The sequence below is a fragment of the Lysinibacillus sp. NPDC093712 genome (assembly GCF_050280025.1).
Classification (GTDB): Bacteria; Bacillota; Bacilli; order Bacillales_A; family Planococcaceae; genus Lysinibacillus.
Genome location: NZ_JBNNUU010000002.1, coordinates 1 through 20,719 on the forward strand (window position 1 = coordinate 1; position 20,719 = coordinate 20,719).

21 protein-coding genes and 1 riboswitch are annotated in these 20,719 nt (G+C 34.7%); of the genes, 8 read left to right on the plus strand and 13 right to left on the minus strand.

Annotation, left to right across the window (positions count from 1 at the left end; all coding sequences use genetic code 11):
- The first annotated feature begins 201 nt into the window (after positions 1-201).
- From ACQKNX_RS07195 to ACQKNX_RS07205, 3 genes are all read left to right on the plus strand, one after another.
- Positions 202-849 (plus strand): cupin domain-containing protein, encoded by a 648-nt coding sequence (locus tag ACQKNX_RS07195; protein ID WP_427428274.1) that lies wholly within the window; start codon positions 202-204, stop codon positions 847-849.
- A 570-nt stretch (positions 850-1,419) separates the two neighbouring features.
- Positions 1,420-1,710, plus strand: coding sequence for a hypothetical protein (locus ACQKNX_RS07200; RefSeq protein ID WP_427428275.1), 291 nt, complete (start codon positions 1,420-1,422; stop codon positions 1,708-1,710).
- Positions 1,711-1,897: 187 nt separating this feature from the next.
- Positions 1,898-2,383, plus strand: coding sequence for a DUF3231 family protein (locus ACQKNX_RS07205; RefSeq protein WP_427428276.1), 486 nt, complete (start codon positions 1,898-1,900; stop codon positions 2,381-2,383).
- A 57-nt stretch (positions 2,384-2,440) separates the two neighbouring features.
- On the opposite strand, the gene ACQKNX_RS07210 is transcribed toward ACQKNX_RS07205, so the two are convergent.
- Both ACQKNX_RS07210 and ACQKNX_RS07215 read right to left on the minus strand, forming a co-directional pair.
- The gene (locus ACQKNX_RS07210; protein WP_427428277.1) at positions 2,441-2,734 is read right to left on the minus strand and encodes a hypothetical protein; all 294 of its coding nucleotides are present in this window, start codon (positions 2,732-2,734) and stop codon (positions 2,441-2,443) included.
- Between the two features lie 80 nt (positions 2,735-2,814).
- On the minus strand, positions 2,815-4,005 hold the full coding sequence (locus ACQKNX_RS07215) for an MFS transporter (protein WP_427428278.1): 1,191 nt from the start codon (positions 4,003-4,005) through the stop codon (positions 2,815-2,817).
- Between the two features lie 61 nt (positions 4,006-4,066).
- Positions 4,067-4,166, minus strand: a riboswitch (purine riboswitch).
- 182 nt (positions 4,167-4,348) lie between these two features.
- On the opposite strand from ACQKNX_RS07215, the gene ACQKNX_RS07220 reads away from it, so the two are divergent.
- Positions 4,349-4,549, plus strand: coding sequence for a hypothetical protein (locus tag ACQKNX_RS07220; protein ID WP_427428279.1), 201 nt, complete (start codon positions 4,349-4,351; stop codon positions 4,547-4,549).
- 55 nt (positions 4,550-4,604) lie between these two features.
- Here the strand turns inward: ACQKNX_RS07220 and lepB are convergent, their stop codons facing one another.
- The 7 genes from lepB to dacB all read right to left on the minus strand — a co-directional run bounded on the left by lepB (position 4,605) and on the right by dacB (position 11,622).
- Positions 4,605-5,162: a signal peptidase I gene (gene lepB / locus ACQKNX_RS07225; RefSeq protein ID WP_427428280.1), complete on the minus strand. Its 558-nt coding sequence runs from the start codon at positions 5,160-5,162 to the stop codon at positions 4,605-4,607.
- 156 nt (positions 5,163-5,318) lie between these two features.
- The gene (locus ACQKNX_RS07230; protein WP_172771884.1) at positions 5,319-5,414 is read right to left on the minus strand and encodes a transcriptional regulator; all 96 of its coding nucleotides are present in this window, start codon (positions 5,412-5,414) and stop codon (positions 5,319-5,321) included.
- A 355-nt stretch (positions 5,415-5,769) separates the two neighbouring features.
- Positions 5,770-6,702 (minus strand): LCP family protein, encoded by a 933-nt coding sequence (locus ACQKNX_RS07235; RefSeq protein WP_427428281.1) that lies wholly within the window; start codon positions 6,700-6,702, stop codon positions 5,770-5,772.
- Positions 6,703-6,848: 146 nt separating this feature from the next.
- Positions 6,849-8,534 carry a methyl-accepting chemotaxis protein gene (locus tag ACQKNX_RS07240; protein WP_427428282.1) on the minus strand — a complete coding sequence of 562 codons (1,686 nt, stop codon included), beginning with the start codon at positions 8,532-8,534 and terminating at the stop codon, positions 6,849-6,851.
- A 341-nt stretch (positions 8,535-8,875) separates the two neighbouring features.
- Positions 8,876-9,310: a MarR family winged helix-turn-helix transcriptional regulator gene (locus tag ACQKNX_RS07245; RefSeq protein WP_427428283.1), complete on the minus strand. Its 435-nt coding sequence runs from the start codon at positions 9,308-9,310 to the stop codon at positions 8,876-8,878.
- Between the two features lie 29 nt (positions 9,311-9,339).
- Positions 9,340-10,095 carry an SDR family NAD(P)-dependent oxidoreductase gene (locus ACQKNX_RS07250; protein WP_340824093.1) on the minus strand — a complete coding sequence of 252 codons (756 nt, stop codon included), beginning with the start codon at positions 10,093-10,095 and terminating at the stop codon, positions 9,340-9,342.
- 90 nt (positions 10,096-10,185) lie between these two features.
- Positions 10,186-11,622 (minus strand): D-alanyl-D-alanine carboxypeptidase/D-alanyl-D-alanine endopeptidase, encoded by a 1,437-nt coding sequence (dacB, locus tag ACQKNX_RS07255; protein WP_427428284.1) that lies wholly within the window; start codon positions 11,620-11,622, stop codon positions 10,186-10,188.
- A gap of 177 nt (positions 11,623-11,799) precedes the next feature.
- Between dacB and ACQKNX_RS07260 the strand changes: the two genes are divergently transcribed.
- The 3 genes from ACQKNX_RS07260 to ACQKNX_RS07270 all read left to right on the plus strand — a co-directional run bounded on the left by ACQKNX_RS07260 (position 11,800) and on the right by ACQKNX_RS07270 (position 14,113).
- Entirely contained in the window at positions 11,800-12,177 is a 378-nt protein-coding gene (locus tag ACQKNX_RS07260; protein WP_427428285.1) for a hypothetical protein, read from the plus strand.
- Between the two features lie 548 nt (positions 12,178-12,725).
- Complete coding sequence (locus ACQKNX_RS07265) at positions 12,726-13,517, plus strand: hypothetical protein (protein WP_427428286.1); 792 nt, start codon at positions 12,726-12,728, stop codon at positions 13,515-13,517.
- A gap of 320 nt (positions 13,518-13,837) precedes the next feature.
- A complete protein-coding gene (locus tag ACQKNX_RS07270; protein WP_427428287.1) occupies positions 13,838-14,113 on the plus strand; it encodes a hypothetical protein in 276 nt (91 codons plus the stop codon).
- A 111-nt stretch (positions 14,114-14,224) separates the two neighbouring features.
- Here the strand turns inward: ACQKNX_RS07270 and ACQKNX_RS07275 are convergent, their stop codons facing one another.
- Both ACQKNX_RS07275 and ACQKNX_RS07280 read right to left on the minus strand, forming a co-directional pair.
- Positions 14,225-15,151: a S8 family peptidase gene (locus tag ACQKNX_RS07275; RefSeq protein WP_427428288.1), complete on the minus strand. Its 927-nt coding sequence runs from the start codon at positions 15,149-15,151 to the stop codon at positions 14,225-14,227.
- A gap of 15 nt (positions 15,152-15,166) precedes the next feature.
- On the minus strand, positions 15,167-15,346 hold the full coding sequence (locus ACQKNX_RS07280) for a hypothetical protein (protein ID WP_427428289.1): 180 nt from the start codon (positions 15,344-15,346) through the stop codon (positions 15,167-15,169).
- 343 nt (positions 15,347-15,689) lie between these two features.
- Here ACQKNX_RS07280 and ACQKNX_RS07285 point away from each other — a divergent pair, with 343 nt between their 5' ends.
- Complete coding sequence (locus ACQKNX_RS07285) at positions 15,690-16,280, plus strand: sigma-70 family RNA polymerase sigma factor (RefSeq protein WP_427428290.1); 591 nt, start codon at positions 15,690-15,692, stop codon at positions 16,278-16,280.
- Positions 16,281-16,692: 412 nt separating this feature from the next.
- On the opposite strand, the gene ACQKNX_RS07290 is transcribed toward ACQKNX_RS07285, so the two are convergent.
- Positions 16,693-18,426, minus strand: coding sequence for an ABC transporter ATP-binding protein (locus ACQKNX_RS07290; protein WP_427428291.1), 1,734 nt, complete (start codon positions 18,424-18,426; stop codon positions 16,693-16,695).
- On the minus strand, positions 18,423-20,165 hold the full coding sequence (locus ACQKNX_RS07295; protein WP_427428292.1) for an ABC transporter ATP-binding protein: 1,743 nt from the start codon (positions 20,163-20,165) through the stop codon (positions 18,423-18,425). The genes ACQKNX_RS07290 and ACQKNX_RS07295 overlap by 4 nt, the downstream gene beginning before the upstream one ends.
- Between the last annotated feature and the right edge of the window lie 554 nt (positions 20,166-20,719).

The following is a 20,719-nucleotide window of genomic DNA, read 5'->3' on the forward strand; positions in this document are numbered from 1 at the left end:
GGCAAAATTAAAACTGAGCCCGGTACAATACCGAACTCAGTTTACCCAAGCTGCCTAAATGAAATAACCGTGTCTAACTTTTAGGGGTCACTTCAAAATAAAGGGAGAGGTTTTATTTTTTTAACTAACTCCAATAGGCATTCGTTTAATGCACAAACATCATTTGTCATAAACTGTGATATTGATGAACATGTTAAATATATGAAGGAAGGATGTATTGATTTGCCCATTGATTACACATCTCCATCCACACAGTTTACGTTTGATGTAAATACAAGTCCACTTTTTAGAAAGGATAATCAGAACTACATAAACATTCTTGGTATTGCTCAATTAAATAGTCTAGAAAATGTATCTCTACTTGATATTTTTTTAAGTACAAATAACGTTGTAGAGCCTCATTATCATCAAAATGCAGCAGAGCTTGTTTATTGTATTTCTGGGGCTGCTACCGTTTCCATTTTAAATCCTTTCACTAAACAAATTCAAAACTACCCAATAACACCAGGACAGGTAGCAAACATTCCACAGGGATGGTGGCATTATATTGTCGCGAGTGCAGATAACACGCACATATTAGCGATTTTTGATGCACCTACGCCAGAAGTTATTTTAGGTTCGGATATTTTGAAATTTACGCCTTCGAATATAATGGCACACACTTATTGCTTAGATGAAAGCTTATGGAAGCAAACAATTGCCCCTGTTGTTCCTTCAACCTATATCGGACCTGCAAATAATTGCAATCAACCTTCCATTACCTCACCAAATTCAATGCAAACACATCCACATTACAACTTCAATCCTTACCATTATCCATACATGTATCAAAATGGTTCCTATTATTAATAAAGTTAGGCTGTTTAAGGAAACACCTTTGCGTGTTTCCTTTCAGACTGTAGACAAACTCGAATTTGTCTACAGTCTTTTTTTATTTATAACTAATATAGGGGATGACTACTGCCGTTGATTTCCGCTACGGGCGGGCGCTTTCCGCGGGCACATCGTCAGCCGCAACCCTTGCTAACGCGCGGTTTGTTGCGTCTTACGTACTGTGCGTTCTGAGCAGGAGTCGCCCGCCCTCCGCTCCAATCAACTTTATATGTCTTGCTAACAGTCTACTATAAACGAAGGAAGGGTATCGCCAATATAAATCTAGTCTGAACAGTATGGTCAAGACGATAGTAAGAACCCATTTTTTACAATAAAAATAACAAAAGGGATTAAGATTTCTATTCTTAATCCCTTTTGTCGACAAGCTGTAAGGAAACACCTTTGAGTACTTCCTTTATTGATCGTTTAAAATTGAATAAAGCTCACTTTGTAAACACTTCAACTACAAGTGCATAAAATTTTTAAGTTTGGGAAATCTAACTATTATTCAGCACTACTTTAATACGTAAAAGAGGTGTATAAAAAATGGGCTTTCCAATTATTCATACAAACTTTTGGGATGCTGTAATAGCCGTTCCAGTTGTTATGATTATTACACAATTATTGAAAATATTTTTTCCTATTCAGCCTAAATATGTTCCAGCAATCGCGCTAGTATTAGGTTTAATTATTTCTATTTTTATTAGCCATAAACATAATTTTTTAGCTGGTGTATTTATGGGCTTTTTTTATGGATACGCAGCCATCGGGAATTATGCTTCCTTAAAGACTACTATTAAGAGCTTTAAAAATAAGAAAAAGAAGGATGCTCAATAAGGTAAGCTCCTTAGACTTCTGGCAAACAGAGGAACTGCTGGAGCTTACCCAATGTCAAGACATACATAATTCACTGCTTAGTCGAATCTATAATTGTATTATTTACAAAAATATGTATAAAAAAATCTTTTGTTTCCCATCCTAATCTCACATTCAACAACTATAAAATGAGTTAGGACGTGCAACAATGAAAATGTCAAAACGAAATATAGAATCTTTACGCTTTAAGGAAGTTTTTACAATTTGGAAACAACTTGGCGTAAACAATGGCTATATTGCTACGAACCATTTCTTTTTCAAATATGCAGTTAACAGAGACTTAAAAGTCATTATTTTGGAATTTATTCAATGTTTAAAAGAGGAAAATAAACAGCTTGAGAAGTTACTAAAAGAAAATGGTGTTCTGGCGCCGCCAATATCAATTGACCAAGGAAATTTACAAATTGCTAAAATGCGTGGAAAGGCAGCTATAAATGATTCTGAAATTAGTGCCATCCTATCCATGAATATTGCATCTTCCTTAATTTCAGTCAGTCAAGCAATGGACATGTCTTTCGAGAGCAGTCTTACGACAAAATATAGTGTTTTTCATATGAAATATGCCATTCTAGGTGCTAAGTTAATTGAGCTTAGTAATAAGAAAGGTTGGCTACTTTCTCCTTCCTCAACATAAAACCCATAGCTTCTAGTCGTCTCGCTTCAATACGAGACGACCTAAAAGGCTATCTTTTTATTCACTTAGTTCCTTTTCCCTGTTTGTAACTAATAAATAATCGAGTGCAGTCATTCTAGTTAGCTTATGTGTAAATTTAATTGCATCTGCCTGTGAGTCAAACATAAAGTTTTCGAGTTCGTCTGTTGGTATATATTGATCAGCGATTTTTCGTTTCAGTTTTCGTACAGATAAAATGTGTGAATCTTCTTCGTATAAAATTATTGCACCAACGTTTCGATAAAGCGTATGATCAACCGTTGCGACAACTTTCACATTCAATCCTTCAAATTCCGTTAAATCTACCTGCATTTATTTACCAGCCTCCCTCTCTACTCTTACATTCTAGCTTCAACAATCATAGTCCTTCTTTTTTTAGTAATTTGAGCTTATCATTGATGAACCCTTTGGATACTTCCATCTAATTGATTACTATCTGAAAGTGGCGCTCTCTTAATAGAAAAAATAGCACAACCTAACGCACATAAAACTAAAATTGCTCCGAAACTTGATAAATGCATTACAGAGCCTGTAAGAGTAAACAACGCTCCCCCCACTGCTGATCCTATCGAAATACCAATTTGTAAGGCGGCAGTATTTAAGCTTTGTTGAATATCAGATGTTTCGGGATCTGTTTGAATCAAATAGTTTTGTAATGGTGGCGTAAGTGACCAGCTAAGCGCTCCCCACAAAACAGTTACTATTAAAAATAACGGGAAGGCTACGATTGTATACGGTATTGCAAATAATACGATGGCAAAAGTTGCAATGATTAGTACGATTGATTTGCCAGTACCAATTTTGTCACTTAACCAACCACCAAACGCATTTCCGCTTACAGAAGCAAGACCGAATACTAAGTAACAAATACTAACCCAGGAAGAGTTTAAGTTAAATGCCTCTACTAAAAACGGCGTGAAGTAAGCATAAAGCATATAATGACCAGCAAGCATAAATAATGTTGTTAAATGCGCACTCGCAATTTTTAAATTAGCTAATGACTTAATTTGTGTTTTTAATGGGACAACCTCAACAACTGGCATTTTTTCCAGGAGCATGAAAATTAGAATCATAGATATGCTAGAAAGTAATGCAATCCCTAAAAAAACAGCACGCCAACCAAAAGCCTCAGTAATAAAAATACCTATCGGTACACCAATTACTAGAGCTGAACTTACACCTACAAAAATAAGCCCTAATGCTTTAGCACGATGTCTTGGTTCTACTATCTTTGTTGTAATTGTCAGAGACAAAACTATAACTAGAGCTGTACTCATCGCTGTTATGATTCTTGCAATCATGACAATGACAAAGGTAGGACTAAAATAGGTCATGACATTCCCTAATGTAAATAAAAGTAATGAAATAAGGTATAGTTTTTTCCGCTCCACTTTAGCTGTTAACGATAAAAGGACAGGGGCAGAAATTGCATATACTAGAGCAAATATCGTAATTAATTGTCCAGCCGTTGCTACAGATACGTTCAAATCTTTAGCAATGTATGGCAATATACCTCCAACAATTAGCTCTACCAATCCAACTGCAAAAGTAGTAGCAGCCAGTATAAAAACTCTCCAATTCATTTAATCACCCTTCTGTTGTACTTCCATCTTATAGTGGGCAACAATAAAAAAATCCTGACTACAAAATGAAAGAAATTTTTGTAGTCAGGATTTTATGGTTCCTGGTAGAGACCCTCAATCCATATTATTGAGGTTATACAGATCATTATTTTACTTTAGCTATAGTAGCATATTGATTTTTACGTTACAACATTTTTCTTCTTTTCAGATTCCCCAACACACATTTATTGCATTAAATGAGCTTTGATTTTAGTTATTGTATATTTTTTTGAATTTCCGCTTATATTTTTAGTCTGTCGACCATAAATAATAATAGTACACATTATAGTTATGGGGTGATTGTTTGCGTATATTAGGTTTAGTATGCTATTTTTTAATGCTATTTTATGGCGCAGAATTAGTAGTAGAAGAGCTCACAATCGATCAACCATCACCTAGATTGGACATAAAGCAAAACCCAATAAAAGAAACTGTTGAAAATTCAACAGTTTGCGTCTATTATCCTACTCACAAAATTTGTAAAGCTTTGACCGAAAATAATTAAAAATAAAGAGGCATGCTCATAAGCGCTGCCTCTTTCTGTTTTCATCGTTATTTATCTATTCGCGGCCAACGTGAAAGTGCTTAAACGGATAAACAGTTATTTTAGCTTCACCATAAATAGCTTCTTTAGCAATTAATCCGTAATGGCGACTATCATAGCTTTTCAGACGGTTATCTCCCATTACGAAATACTTACCTTCCGGCACTTTTTTCTCATTTGTTAAACCTTCTAGTGTGAAATTCTCTGTAATACGTAATTGACTCGGATCATCGGTTTGACGATTTACATAATCTTCTTTATACGCCTTACCATTTACATACAATACATCATCTATCATTTCTACTGTGTCCCCTGGAAGTCCTATAACACGTTTAATATATAATTCATCCTCAGTAGGTGATTGAAAGACAATTTGGTCAAAGCGTTCAATTTTACTCGTTTTACTTACAATAATAATGTCCTTATCCTCATATGTCGGATACATAGAAGCACCTTGTACTTTTATCGGTGCAAATAAAAATTGTTTACAGCCTAAGACGACAATTGCTGTAATAACAATAATTTTAATGTAGGATAGAATTTCTTTTTTCATATTCGTTTTTTCTGCTTGCATACTCATACCCCGATACTTTTTTTTATAGTATAGCATTTTCTATTGTATATTGACGAATAATAACACAAAATGTTTCCAAGACATGAAAAAAAGACATAAGCTCAATAGCTTCTGTCTAGGAAATAGCTTTTGTTTTTCACTTTTAGAATGGTCACTTTATGAAGCTGAGTGATGTTGCTCGTTAAATAAATCTACTGCTAAAACAATACCTACCGGCAACGCGATAGCTAATAAAATTGTTCCAATCATCATCACAATCACTCCCTCAACCATTTCTTAAATCTATTATACACTTAATTTTCTGATATTTCAAACGAAATAAAAAATTGAATTGCATTACTAACTAAAAAAATCATTCAACTAGGCATGCATCCTACCTGAATGATTTTTTTAGCATTACATAAAGATTTTAAAACAAAATAGTTGTAACTGTTTCACCATGAATTTGACTGGACTTTTTCGTACTTTACGTTTAGGTACATAGCTTTGCATGCAATTATTTAATGCTGTATACCTAAGCACCTGGGTCCTCCCATTCATTCATCTCTCTCCCTTCGTCGACATATAATTTACAACTATTGTAGCCAATTTGTTACTTTACAACCCCTTATTCTAAGTGCGTTTTTAACTCTGTTTTTATTTGTTGTAGCTCTGTTTCATCCGGAATATAGTACCAAATATGATTAATCATTTGACCCTCTCCTGCCTCAAATGATAACTGATCAATTTTATTATCCATTTTTTTATAAATACTTTGTAGCTGGATTAAATCTTTCACCGTAAAATTCATGCGGACATTGTCTCCGACAACATCAAGCATATCAGTTGCCTTCAACAACATTGATGGTGTTGAAGCTTTTTTCATAACCGCTTCAATAATTTGTCTTTGACGAATTTGACGGCCAAAATCACCCCGTGGATCTTCATAGCGTATACGTGAAAAAATAAGTGCTTCATCACCATTTAATGAAATTTCACCCTCAGGATAATGATACGAATCATAGGTTAAATCCATATCATTTTGAATAGTTACACCGCCAAGTGTATCAATTATTTGTAGGAAACCTTCCATATTTATAAATACGTAATAATCGAGTGGGATATCTAATAAATTTTCAACCGTATCCATTGCCATTGGTACGCCTCCAAATGCATAAGCATGGTTAATCTTATCCACTGTGTCATGCCCAATGATGTCTGTCCGTGTATCTCTTGGAATACTTAACATTTTCATCGTTTGTTTTTCAGGATTTACTGTAATAACAATCATTGTGTCTGAACGACCACTGTCGTCCTTTCGTTCATCAACACCTAGCATCAGCACAGAAAAAGGCTCTTTTTTCGTAATTGTTTTTTGCGTTTTGTCGGAAGAATCTGTAGTTTCTACAAGTGGTGTATTTATTTTATTCATCGTCTTTTGGATAGTATAATAAGCAGTACCTATAAAAATTAGAAAAATTGCTAATAGGCTCCCTATTATCCAAAGCCAAATCTTCTTTTTGCTCTTTTTTTCTTTAGAGCGTTTCATGTTTTTTTCCATACTTATGTCCTCTCTAGCTTTATAAAAAATTTGCCCATCTATTTGACGTATTAGGTTGGAAAAAAGTTTATATAGTCTACTTATATGCATATTGGGCGAAAAAAAGACGTACACTAGTATTTACTAAATATACATCTTTATATTCACTAGTACTTAAAATTAGCAATGCTGTTTGTTAGTTCCAAAGCTTTGTCATTTAAGCTTTCTGAAATATTGTTAATTTCCTGTAGAGTCGCTACTTGTTTGACAATTTGTTGTGCCATTTCCTCAGTGCCTTCAGCATTATTTCGAACATGCCCATCTAATTCTTGTATCGATGCTGCTATTTCTTCTGAGGAAGCTGTCATCTCCTGTGTAATCGCGGTTACTGTTGTAATATCCTCCGTCATCTCCTCGATAGCATTGACAATATTGCTAAAAGCTGTTCCTGCCTGTTCAATGACCTCGACCCCTTGCTCGACAGTTTTTTGATCTAGTAAAACTGCGGCTTCTACGTTTTTTGTTTCCTGTAAAATATCAGATGTGAGCTGGACGATAATATGTGCCGACTCTTTTGATTGGGTAGCTAATTTACGTACTTCATCTGCTACAACAGCAAAACCTTTTCCATGTTCTCCTGCTCGCGCCGCCTCAATGGCAGCATTTAGTGCAAGTAAATTAGTTTGTTCTGTAATATCCGTTATTACTTTTGTTATATTTTGAATTTCTTCAGACTGATTTGTAAGTCTTGAAATAAGCGCTGTTGTCTCTTTAGTAGAATAATAAATCATATTCATTTGTTGCTTTGCATGTTCAATCGTAACCTGCCCTGCATCCGCAGTTTCCTTCGTCTGTTTTGCCTTGCCAAGCACGGAATGTGTAGCATCAGCAATTTGCTGAATACCTTCAGTTGTTTCGTTTATTGCAAGTGAAGCTTCATTGGAAACAGTCGAAGAAATCTTAGAATTTGAAGCGATATGTTCGACAGAAGTGGCAACGCTATTCGAAGTAGTCGCAACTTGCGTTGTACTAGCAGTCAATTCCTCAGCAACAGCAGACAAATCATTAGCAGTTTCACCAGAAGCGCGAATTAACGATTGAATAGATTGCTTCATTTCATTAAAAGCACTCGCTAATGTACCGATTTCGTCTTTAGAATTAACTGGTAAATTTTGTATTGTCAAATCACCTTTTGCAATTTGCTTGACTGCTGTTGCCATCGTTTTTAGTGGATTAGCTATTTTCACTGCCGTTAAAATACTGAAAAATATACAAATACCTATTGTAATTAATCCAATGACAACGGCTGTTAGCGCACTTTTATGTACTTTTTGCTCTGCATCGTTGGCAACCTCTGAAAATTTCATTTTATTAAATGCTAACATTTCATTAGCAACACTACCCATTAAACTATTTAGTCGCCATAATTGCTGATCATATAATTCTCGAGCAGTAGATGAATCGCCTGCTTCTACAGCCGTAATAATTGTTTCAGCTACCTTATCGAAGGATTTTTTGCCTTCTTGCATTTTCTTATTGACTTCCAGCAATTGTTCATCATCAATGATGTCATTTAATTGACCGATGCCTGTTTGAATTTTTAGTTGCGTACTACGAAAATTTTGTAACGTATCCCCATTGCCATTCTCTATATACTGTTGAATATAAATACTTTGTTGCTTTGTATTACTTTGTAAATCTGAAGCAATATAAATTTGTTCTACCTGAGAATCAAGAATGTGGTTGTATTCATTTTTCATGTTTGTTAAATCGAAATATCCGTTTATAGATATTCCAATAATGCTAATAAATAATAATGCAAATGCTAGATAAAGTTTTAATTTAATTGACATGTCTTTCGATATTCCCCTTCAGCAATATGTATGAGTGAAAAAAATCCCTTATGTATCGTTTAGAATAGCAAATTTTCAGTAAATTATAAAGCTATTTTTGTCGATTTTATGAATTTTTCCAAAAAAGGACCAATATATTACGCCAAAAGATATGTAATAAAGTGAATATATTTACTCTAAATATAAATCGCGCGCATGATTATTATCCTGCAAATAAGTTTTTGATTTGTTCTAAAAGAAGCAAGTGTAATATGCCGATTTTGCAAAAAAAGACAAAATATCTTAGGAAGTAAATCCTCAAGATATTTTGTCTACAGTTTGAGCCTCTTCTTAAAGAAGCGCTATTCAGCTCTGTCTTGAATTCCTTGCACTAACTTTTCTTGAATAGACAAATATTGTGCAATTTCTTCGTCATTCAATACTTCAAAAAGTTGAATAAATACTTCCTTCCCTACCTCTTGCGCTTTGATTAAAGCACCTACACCCTCTTCGGTAATCTGCAAACGAATTGTACGTCTGTCGGCATCATCGTAAAGTCTTTCTGCTAAGCCCAGTTTCACTAATTTTTCAGCAATACTTGTCATAGCACCTTTCGTATACCCAATCGTTTCCGCTAATTCTGCTTGTCTTTGAGGACCTTTTATTTTCAGTTCACTTAAAACTAAAATTGGTGAAATACCTAACGGATACGGAAACGCTTTCGTAAAGCGTATAATATTCGCATTATTCATCTGATCAATCATATGAATGAGTTTAAAAATACTTGTCTGTGCCAAAAAAAATCCTCCTCGAACATCCGAGAATATTAGTGAAGCATGATAGAGCCACCGTCAACCATAAGCGTTTGGCCTGTGATATATTGTGAGTCCTCTGATGCTAAAAATACTGCTACGCGGCCAATGTCTTCTTCAACATCACCAAAGCGTCCCATAGGAATTTTACTTTTAACAGCTTCGTAATATTCTGGTTGTGCTTTTGCCCATGCTTGTACACCTGGTGAATTCGCAATAGGGCTAATTAAGTTTACATTAATACCGAAACGTCCCCATTCATTTGCCGCTACACGAGAAATACCACGGATTGCTTCTTTTGCAGCCGCATAGGCACCTTGTGTTTCATGTCCAGCAAGACCCGCGCCAGAAGCAAAATTAATAACATTCCCTTTTGACTCTTTTAGATGCGGTAATGCTGCTTGCATTAAATAAAATGTTGGGTAGAAACCAGTATCAAATGATAAATCTAAATCAGCTTGTGTTGTGTCTTCAATAGTTGCTTGTTTAGAAGCATGTGCATTATTAACTAATACATCTAGTTTACCGTATTTTTCAACAACTGTATCGATAATTTTATGCAAATTAGCACGATCCATTAAATTTGCTTGTAAAAACATTGATTTTGGAGAAATTTGTTGCAATTCTTTTTCCATTGCTTTCCCTGTTTCTTCATTTAAATCAACAATCGCTACGATAGCGCCTTCTTTTACCATTGCTTTTGCCATACCACTACCGATACCACCTGCACCGCCAGTAATAATTACGACTTTGTCTTGTAATTTACCCATGGATAAACATCTCCTTTTCTTAAATCCATTGAATAGTTTATCACTAAATTATTTTTAATTAAACTAGTTTGCTCAATTTTTTGAAACCCTTTACATTTCATTTGCAATTTGTTTTACTATTTCATCAATAGCGGTAATAGCTGAGCCTTTATTGGCTTGTGTTAAAATACTAAAAATATACCACTTTCCACTTTTTCCTTGAACATAGCCGCTTAAAGCATAGGTTCCCGTTATATAGCCTGTTTTAGCTGAAACACTATAACCTTTCAAACGATTTTCTAATGTAGCCCCAACCAATTTTCCTTTTCGGCCTGCATGTGGTAAGGCGTCCAAATAGGAGAAGTACCAGGACTTATTACGAACTTTATATAATAATAAGCTTTCCTGCATACTACTTACTCGGTTCTGATGATTTAAGCCAGAGCCATCTTCAAAGTACCATTGATCCATATTCAGTCCACTATCTATTCCATATGTACGAATTGCCTGTATACCTGCCGACCAGCTTCCTTCTCCAAGAAGTTCTTTCCCTATTTGCTTCGTCAACATTTCCCCCATACCGTTAATGCTTAGCTTTAAAAATCGAAAATTGATATCTTTTAATTGTATTGAATTGGATATTCCTATTCGTTGAGCATTATCTGGAACTTTTCCTACGTCGAGAGGCATTTGCTGAATACCTTTTGCTACTAATTTTTCTCGTAATACATCCAGCGTATACAATGTTGGATTATAAACGGTCACATATGTATTTTTCTCTGTACCAGCAGGTAAATTGCCTGTTACAACAATACGATCTGTTCCATATTCTCTCGTAATATTGATAGTCGATTTCCCACCCTTTTTTATAATCTTAGTTTTGTTAACAATCGGTATTGTGCTTGCATGTGGGAAAAGCTGAACACTTGCAGCTTGGCCAATTTTTGTGCCAGTCACTTTCACTTGGACATTGCCAACATCGTACTGATCATTTGGTGAAAGAGTCAGAGCCGAAATACGAGATGCATAAGATAATGCCTCATCCTCAGGTACAATACCTTTTGCTAAACGATCATCATCAAACCATGTATCATCCGCAATCAATTTCCCTGTAATTTTTGTGATGCCTAATTTTTTTATTCCATTAGCAAATGATTCTAAATGGACAGGAAGCAGTGTAGGATCTCCACCACCTTGTAAATAAATATTTCCTTGTAATACACCATTTTCAACGGGACCATCGATATACGCCTTCGTTGTAAAGCGGTAATCAGGACCAAGTAAATCTAATGCGGCAGCACTAACAAGTAATTTATGTGTTGAAGCAGGACGGATCATTTTATCACCATTATTACTGTAAATGACGTCCCCTCTTTCCATTTCTCGTACAGTAATACTATACTCATTATATTTCCAGTTTTTCGTGATTATAGTATTGATTTTAGTCGCCATTGTTTGCTCTGATGCCCAAGCTTGTTCGACAAATATTAATGGAAAACTACTGAACAACATGAATAACATCGTATAAATAATAATTTTCTTTTTCATAGACCCTCCAGTTGGAAAAATATTCACTTATTTATCCTTTATTTTAAGTAAAATTATTTATTTTTTCAATTCCGCATTAATCCGAAATCTTCAAAGAGGACAGTCATCTTTTTCTTTCGACAAGAATAGACTGTATTAGCTAGCTAAAAACACTTTCAGGAAAGGAGTTGTTTTTCGATGGGAGCAAAATGGATAAAAATTTCTATCTTCTATTTATTACTTGTTTTCGCGTTTGGACTGTTCATGCATTATACAATTCAACTTCAATGGAAGGCGACACATGCTCATATTGGTGTAGTAGGTTGGCTGACTACGGGATTTATAGGTTTAGTTTATTCTAATTTTAAAGAAGCTGCAGAAACAGGGCTCGCAAAGGCTCAGTTTTGGCTTTATAATATCGGTTTACCGTTCCTTTTAGTTGGAATGATGATGGTGTATTTAGATGTTCCACATTGGTTATTTGAGCTGTTCGTATCTGGTGGCGGTATCGCAGTTGCACTTTCTGTCCTATTATTTTTCATCAACGTCTTTCAAAATGTGAAAAGTACTTCCTAAATAAAAACAGAGGACTCCTACGGTTGATTTCCGCTACGGGCGTGCGCTTTCTGCGTAGCACTCAGTTGGCCGCAACCCTCGCTAACGCGCGGATTGTTGCATCTTACGTCCTGTGCGTTCCCGCAGGAGTCTACATGGATTTTTCCTTTGCAAGTCAAAAAATACATGGTTAACATGGAAATTGTTTGAGCGCCTGGCACCCGCCCTTCACTCCAATCAACTGAAAAAAGGCATCAAAAGTGTGAACTTCTTGACGCCTTTCGTCAGCCTTAAGCCCCGCTTAGTAAAGTGGGGCTTAGACTGTGTCAAAAATTGAATAAGAGCTGTTACATCAAGGCTTTAAGTGATTAAAATGAGAGCTATCTAGAAAAAATAGCCATTTAGAACATGTAACTTTCTCCCCAATTCAATAGCTCTTATATAATTTCAATCCCCTCTTTTGATATTACATCAAATTAATTTAGTCATAATAGCTAATTTATAATTTTTGTTTTTTCTTTTGAACATACCTCTTTTATAAAGTATAAGCCACCAAAGGAGGTATAAAAATGAATATTGCTGATATTCGAGTAAGAAAAGTGCCATCAAATGTAGTAAGTGCATTAGATCAACAAGGCCAAGCACTATTAAAAAAAGCTCTAGGGAGATTGAATAAAGAGGAATTATTCAATGCGCCCAAAATGGAACAAATACACTACGAAACTACCTATTCCGCATATGCATTCAATGAATTTAATGAACAAATCAAAACAAAAGTGACACCTAAAGTGGAACAAAAAATTAGCTTCCTACAATTCAACAACTTCCTTATTGGTAATATTTTCAAAACAATTAACACTGAGACAAACAGAATATCTTACTTAGTGAAAGTTGTATCATTAGATATAGAGCAAGGTATAAAAAAGACTATTACGTATTTAGATGATGAACTATTAAATGAATGGGAGCAGTTGTCCACGGAAAGTAAGGTAACGATACCCGAAGATTACGAGCATTTAACATCAGATGAAATAGGACAAAATGATGATGTGGTTAATGCATTGGGGTGGGGATTACCATGTCTTCAAAACGGTTGTTGTTCTTTCCGTTATAAAGGAAATCCATTTAATCCACTTGTTAGATATAACTGGTGCGGGGCTAACTGTGGAGCAGGTCCTACTGTTAATGCATTAGACAATTGCTGTAAATATCACGACCATTGTTATGATGCGAATACGAAATATCCTGAACGTTGTGGTTGTGACCGTATTATAATTGAATGTGCTAATCAGACAGATGAAGCGGGTTCATCACGTATAGTTGGGGCGTTTTCTGCAAAAATGGTTGCAATGGGCTGCTAATTTTCTTATTAATATCCACTAAAGTCATTATAGATAATGACTTTAGTGTTCTTATGTTGGCATTACCAAATGGTTAAAACCCGGTTCTACAACACCTTACCACGGTTAAATTCCAAGTGCCACCTTATTATGATTTACCCATACAAGCGCTGGACGCAACTTTAGAATTCACTCTAAGGTTGCGTCTTTAATTTATATGGTTATTCATCAAACCACGTAAAGGTGATATGGTAAATTGCTATGTCTATTATTTTTTAATATAATCAGTTTATACACGATATGACTTGAGAAAGTAAGAAAAATTAATAAGGAGGGAAATTATGCTGGGTAAAAAAGGGAAGTTATCAGCATTATTTTCTGTAGCAGGACTTATTTTAATTGCTTGCTTTTATTATTTTCAAATCGCTGCTACTGCATGGGTAATCTTAATTTTTGTTGGAGAAATTTTATTTGCCATAGGAATAATCTTTAGTGTTCTAAGCTTTATAAAAAGGGAAAAAGGATTTTGGAAATATTGCCCTTTTATTGTTTTGTGGATTTATTTTCTTGGTATATTCTTGTCAATTATACTAATTGCCATGATAGGTGAGCCTTAGATTATTTATTAATGCATCAAAATATTATACTTTTTATAAAGTAGTTACATATTTATAGACAAAGTCGAGTTTTTCGACTTTGTCTATTATTTAATTCATCAATATCACGCGTTATTTCAACTGAATTAAGCCATTTCCTACCAGACTAATTGGAAAGTCCAATTTTAATGCATGCTTTGTAAAGTAATACTTTATTTGTGCCGGTATAAGTGGTGGTGTACACGATTTAATTAACTGTAGTGCCAGTGCAGTAGCTCCTGAAACATGGGGTGTTGCCATGGAAGTACCGTTCAATTCTACATACTCGCCATTTAAATGCGTTGATAAAATACCTTCTCCTGGAGCCACAAAATCTATATTAAGATGGGAACCTGAAAATATTGAAGGGGCAAGTTGTTGATTAATTGAACCAATAGATAACGTTTCCTTATAAAAACCAGGAAATGATATTTCGTCGGTTGTAGATAAGCCATCACCCTCATTCCCCGCTGCTGAGACAATTACTATACCTAATGTATGCAATTCTTTAATAACTGTATATAACTCATCTTTATGAGTCGGACCACCTAAAGACAAATTAATAACTTGAACCTTTTCCCCGTTTTGCCCCTGCCACCTTTTGATATATTGAAGTGCACTAATTAATCCATTATATGATCCTTCACCAAAGCGATTTAAAATCTTTAAGATGAGTAACTTACAATTAGGAGCAACGCCTAATACACCCATTTCATTATTTTCAGCTGCGATAATACCTGCTACGTGTGTACCATGGCCGTTGTAATCTGTGTAAATATCTTTGTTTCCCCCATCATCAGACGTAAAATTATAGCCACCTATTATTTTGTCAGCCAAATCGGGATGTGTCGTATCAACACCTGTATCAATTATAGCAACGACGACCCCTTGTCCTTTATTGGTTTGTCCCCAAACATCCCTAGCTTTAATAATTTCTATACTAGAGGTACGATTTTGATGCTGTTTGTTTAAAGATCGGATTTTGTACGGTTTAAATGCAATTTTATTCAAAAAAATCACTCCTAACTAAATAAGTTAATCGTACAACTTACAAAAATTCCAAATTTTATTTGAGATATTTTGTGCATCCATTATTATTTCAGAAAGCAACTTTTTTTCTTCTGTATTAAGCTGTTCTGTTTCAAAGTTTTTTAAAAAGAAATATTTCGTTTTTCGAGATTGGCAAAAGCATTTGATTAAACAATCTATGTTCATTTACTTCTCTCCTCCTTAGTTCTTTTTAAATAATTTGCCTGATAGTAAAACCTTTGCAAGAAACGATACTGCTCTACATTCATTTCAATTTTACAGTCATTTATTAATCCTCCAATTCATGAATTGTTCATTAGTTAAAGAGATAATAAATCTGAAAAAGCAAAATTAATTGTATATAATAATTTTACTACCCAAAACAGAATGAATGTTCTATTTTTTTTGTTTTTTAAAAGAAAGAAATCTCTTTATTTTATATAAGCTATAAATTATTACTGGAGAGATTTATGCCAGAAATTGGCTACTAAAGAGAAGTAACTATACTTATTATAAGGGAGGGGTAAAGGTGGATATAAAAATCTTTCTAATTAATTTCGAGCGAAAAAAAATGGATCCTGTCATTCTTTTCTTTTTACAAGATCAGAAAAATCGTGATTTACTATCATCCTTTTTAGCGGAGCCATGCCTTGAAAATAAAGTCCGATTGGACAATGCTTTTAAAGTTCATTACAAAAAAGCAAAGGTAATCAGCTATATTAACAAATTAATTCATTACTATTCAATAGATTTTGATAAAAAAGTTAATCGTTATTATAGGCGAAATATATTTTTATCTTCTTTTGTAAAGGATGAAAACAATGCTCAGGAATTTCCTTCTAAACAATTAGAGCTGCAAAAAGACTTATACGATACAGTTTTAAATAACCAGGGACTTTTACAATCAATTTCAAGTGAAGAGCTGTTACATGCTATAAAAACATTATCTAGTAAACAATTATTAATATTAGATTTAAAATATAGCCAAAATTTAAGTAATAAAGAGATAGCACATATATTAAATGAGTCTCCGCAAACAATTTCCTATAATTTAAGGACTGCTATAAAAAAGTTAAGGGCTAAATTATTTAATAATGGATGTGGAAAGATTGCAAAGTAAACAAGAAATAAACTTCGAGGAAATTATTAGAAATTTTAATCATAAAATTAAAAATATTTCAAAAAATACGTCCGTACAAGAGCGCGAGGATTTAGAACAAGAAATTAAAATGAAAATCTTAGAAAAAATAGACCTGTTGAACAATATCAATTGTCCGGGTTTTTTCGATTATATAAATAACAAGAAATAAATAATCTTTTATATCAGTTATTGTTGAGGTATTTTAGATGAAGAAATTCTTCTAAAAATAAAGAGCGTCATACTTTGCTAATTTTTTGCTTAAAAATTAATTTGTCGGCACTTAAAGCCCCACTTAGTAAAGTGGGGCTTATGTTTATTTATATGCTATATAGTATTCAGGCAACTACATCACTTCCATGTTGCAGTATCTTCTAGTAGTATTGCCCTTCTATTACTGCAATGAGTTAGCTTGCATTTGATACATTTTTTCATAAATTCCGCCAAGCTCTAATAGCTCCTCGTGCGTACCGCGCTCAACAATTTTCCCACGGTCTAATACAAGAATACGGTCCGCATTTTTAATGGTTGAAAGACGGTGGGCAATGATAAACGTTGTACGACCTTTTTTCAAAACATCCATCGCATGTTGGATAATTTCTTCTGTCTCTGTATCGATATTAGATGTTGCTTCATCTAATATTAATATTGCCGGATCAAAGGCTAGTGCACGTGCAAAGGAAATTAGTTGTCGCTGACCTGAAGATAATGTACTTCCTTTTTCAATTACTGGTTCATCGTAACCATTAGGCAAGTTTACTAAGACGCGATCACCACCAACTGCTCTTAAAGATTCCTCAACTTTTTCACGTGAAATTTTCGGATTATTTAAGCTCACATTTGAAGCAATCGTTCCTGTAAATAAATATGGGTCCTGTAATACAATACCCATATGCTCACGCATTGATTGACGCGCGACCGCTGTAATATCAATACCATCGATTGAAATCTTTCCTTTTGAAGGATCATAGAAGCGGAATAATAAGTTCATAATGGAACTTTTTCCTGACCCTGTATGACCTACAAGTGCAATGGTTTCCCCTTGATGAGCTTCAAACGATAAGTTTTTCAAAACATAATCATCGTTTTTATAAGCAAAGGAAACATCCTCAAAAACGACATTCCCTTTATATCTTGGAAGACTTACTTCAGATACAGGTTCACCGTCTATATCTAACACCTCAAACACACGCTTTCCTGCAACGAGCGAGCGTTCAAGCTGAGAAAATTGGTTGACAATGTTTGTAATAGGATTAAATAATTTCGTCAAATAATCGACAAATGCATATAATGTCCCTGCAGAAATCATTTGTGTTGTCGTCATCGACTGTGTCCCAAAGTAGAAAATAAAAATGGCAAACATTAAAAGCCTTAACGTATTCACTAAATTGAATGAAGTCGCCGAATCTAGCACTAATAATTTACGCTCATAGGCATAATGCTCATTATTCATATCGTCGAATTCCTTTGTCATTTGCTGCTCACGGCGGAATGCTTGAATAATGGTCATACCCTGTATTGATTCGTTAATCATCGCATTGATATCAGCAATTTTAGTTCGAATAACATCATTATACTTCGAAGCAAATTTACGGTATAAAATCATCCATACGTAAATGATTGGCACCATTACTAATGCTAAACAAGCCATTTGCCAATTTAAAATGAACAGCGCTACATAGACACCTAAAATTGAGATTAAACTTGTTACGAAATTCGATAGCACCTGTACATATAAATTACGTACTGCCTCTGTATCATTCGTCACACGTGCCACGATTTTCCCTGCCGGTAAGTTATCAAAATATTGAATCGGTAATGTTTGAATATGCTCAAAAACGTCCTTACGTAATTTTTGAACAACGCGGTTTGCTCCCATTTGTAAATAAATATACATAAAATAACGTAATATGGCTGTTGCAATCGCCAATATTAAATACAGTATTAACAGCCATGTAATCGGCTTTATTTCTAATTTACCAATTGTCATATAATTATCGATTATATGCTTCGCAATAAAAGGCCCTACAAGCTCGGTAAATACTGCAATTGTTAAGAAGAATAAACCTAGTAATATTGGTTTTTTAAAATACATCGCATAGCGAGTTAATCGTTGACTCGTACTCATGAGGCACCTCCTTCTAGCTGTTGACGATCAAATTGCTCTTTATACCAGCCTTGTTGTGAAAGGAGCTGTTCATGTGTTCCTTGCTCTACGATTTGCCCTTCATCAAGCACAATAATCATATTTGCATGTTGAATTCCCGATAAACGATGGGTTGTAATAATGGTCGTTCGATCCTGTCGTTCTCGTTGAATATTTTCTATTATCTTCGCCTCTGTTTTAGCGTCTACAGCAGAAAGCGAATCATCGAGTATTAAAATTTCAGGGTCTTTTATTAGCGCACGAGCAATTGACACACGCTGCTTTTGACCACCTGAAAGTGATACGCCTTTTTCGCCAACAAGTGTTTCAAGCCCCATAGGGAGATGGGCTAAATCTTTTTCAAAATATGCTGCATAAATTGCTTGTTTTAGCTCTTCTTCCGTTGCATCTTCTTTCCCAAATAAAATATTTTCTCTAATTGTTCGAGAGAATAACACATGATCCTGCGGCACATACCCAATCCAATCGAGTAATTGCTCCTTTGTTTGTGATATTATATCAATCCCATCAATCGATAACTGGCCCGCTTCGATTGGATATTCACGAAGTAATTGTCGCAGGAAGGTCGTCTTTCCGGCACCTGTCTTTCCAACAATCCCAAGTGTTTGCCCCTTTTTTAGCGACAACGAAATTTGTTGAAGATTCTTCACCTGACTCATTGGATACTGGAAGGATAAATTATCGAATCCGATGGCATGCGGAGCTGCTACCGTTTGAGGTGTAGCAATATTTTGCACATCTGCTTCATAGCGCAATGTCTCCTGTACACGGTCCAATGAGGCATTCCCTTGCTGCATTACATTAATAAGTTCTCCGATTGCAAAAATTGGCCAAACTGCTAATCCTAAATAGACCGTAAATGTTACGAGTTGCCCTAACGACATCGCCTCAGTAGATACTAAGTGTGCACCGTAACCGAGTGCCACAACATAACTAATGCCAGTACCGACTTTCGTAATTGGTCCGAATAAGGCATTTATTTTCGCAGTATGCATATTTTTTTCATAAACAGTTTCACTCATCTCCGCAAATGCTGCTTCGTCCTTTTTTTCTTGAACATATGCCCGTACAACCCGAACGCCTGCTACAGACTCGAGAACACTATCATTTAATTCGCCAAAGGCATCCTGTGCCTTCATATAACGCTCATGCACAATTTTCCCTAAATATTGTATAAGTATAGCCATAATAGGCACTGGTAACATGGCAAAAATGGTTAATTTCCATGAAATCATAAAGCCCATTGCAAAAATAATACATCCCATATAAATGGTTGAATCAATAAGTGTCATAATCCCAAAGCCCGCTGTTAGGGACACGGCATTTAAATCATTCGTAGCACGCGCCATTAAATCACCCGTGCGATTTTTTTCATAAAAAGTAGGCGTCATCCGTAAAAAATGTTGCATTAAATTACGACGCAAAATTTTCTCTAAGTTAATGGCACCTTCAAATAGTCGAAATTGCCATACAAAATTTAATACATAGCCACCAACAATAATACCGCTGAAAATCAAAATATACTTCGATAAAATTGCAGTTGTCATTGTGCCTGCTGTTAAAATATCAATTATGTTCCCAAGTAAATAAGGAGGAATAACCTCTAAAGCGCTTGCAATCATTAATAGCACAATCGCTACTGTATATTGCTTCCAATATTGCTTGAAAAACCAGCTTAATTTGCTTAATACATCAAACATTTTTCATAACCTTCTTTCTCAAATTGCGTTAAATCTTTGCTACCCACTATCTAGCAATTCCTTATTGAAAATTAACTTCCTTGTGATGTTACGCATACGACATACACTCCTTTTCTAGTTCACTACAACTTTTTTGCAATAAAAAAAGACACATCCTCTCAAAAGAGCATGTGTCTCTTATAAAAGGTAAGGTGCGACCATACCTGTTATTGCATAATAAATAACAACGCTAGACATGGACAATGTATGAAGCTGTGCTTTTGTTTTGAACTGTTAAAACCATCATTGTCATGCCCTCCTTTGTTTGTTTTGTTATAGTGTTATTGAAGATTATCATATTATTGAAATAATTGTCAACATTCTAACTGTTATTTTTTATATTTCACAGGAAATAATTAACGCTTTAAAGTAGTGAATTGCTTAAAACGGTAAAAAGGAGAACGCCATGTTAAAACTTACTTTCGAATAGCTACCATCCTACCTACGTCCTTGATACAATACGAAGTAGTAGTGAATCTAAATGATGGACTTTTATTCGTAAGTTCCCTTTCAAT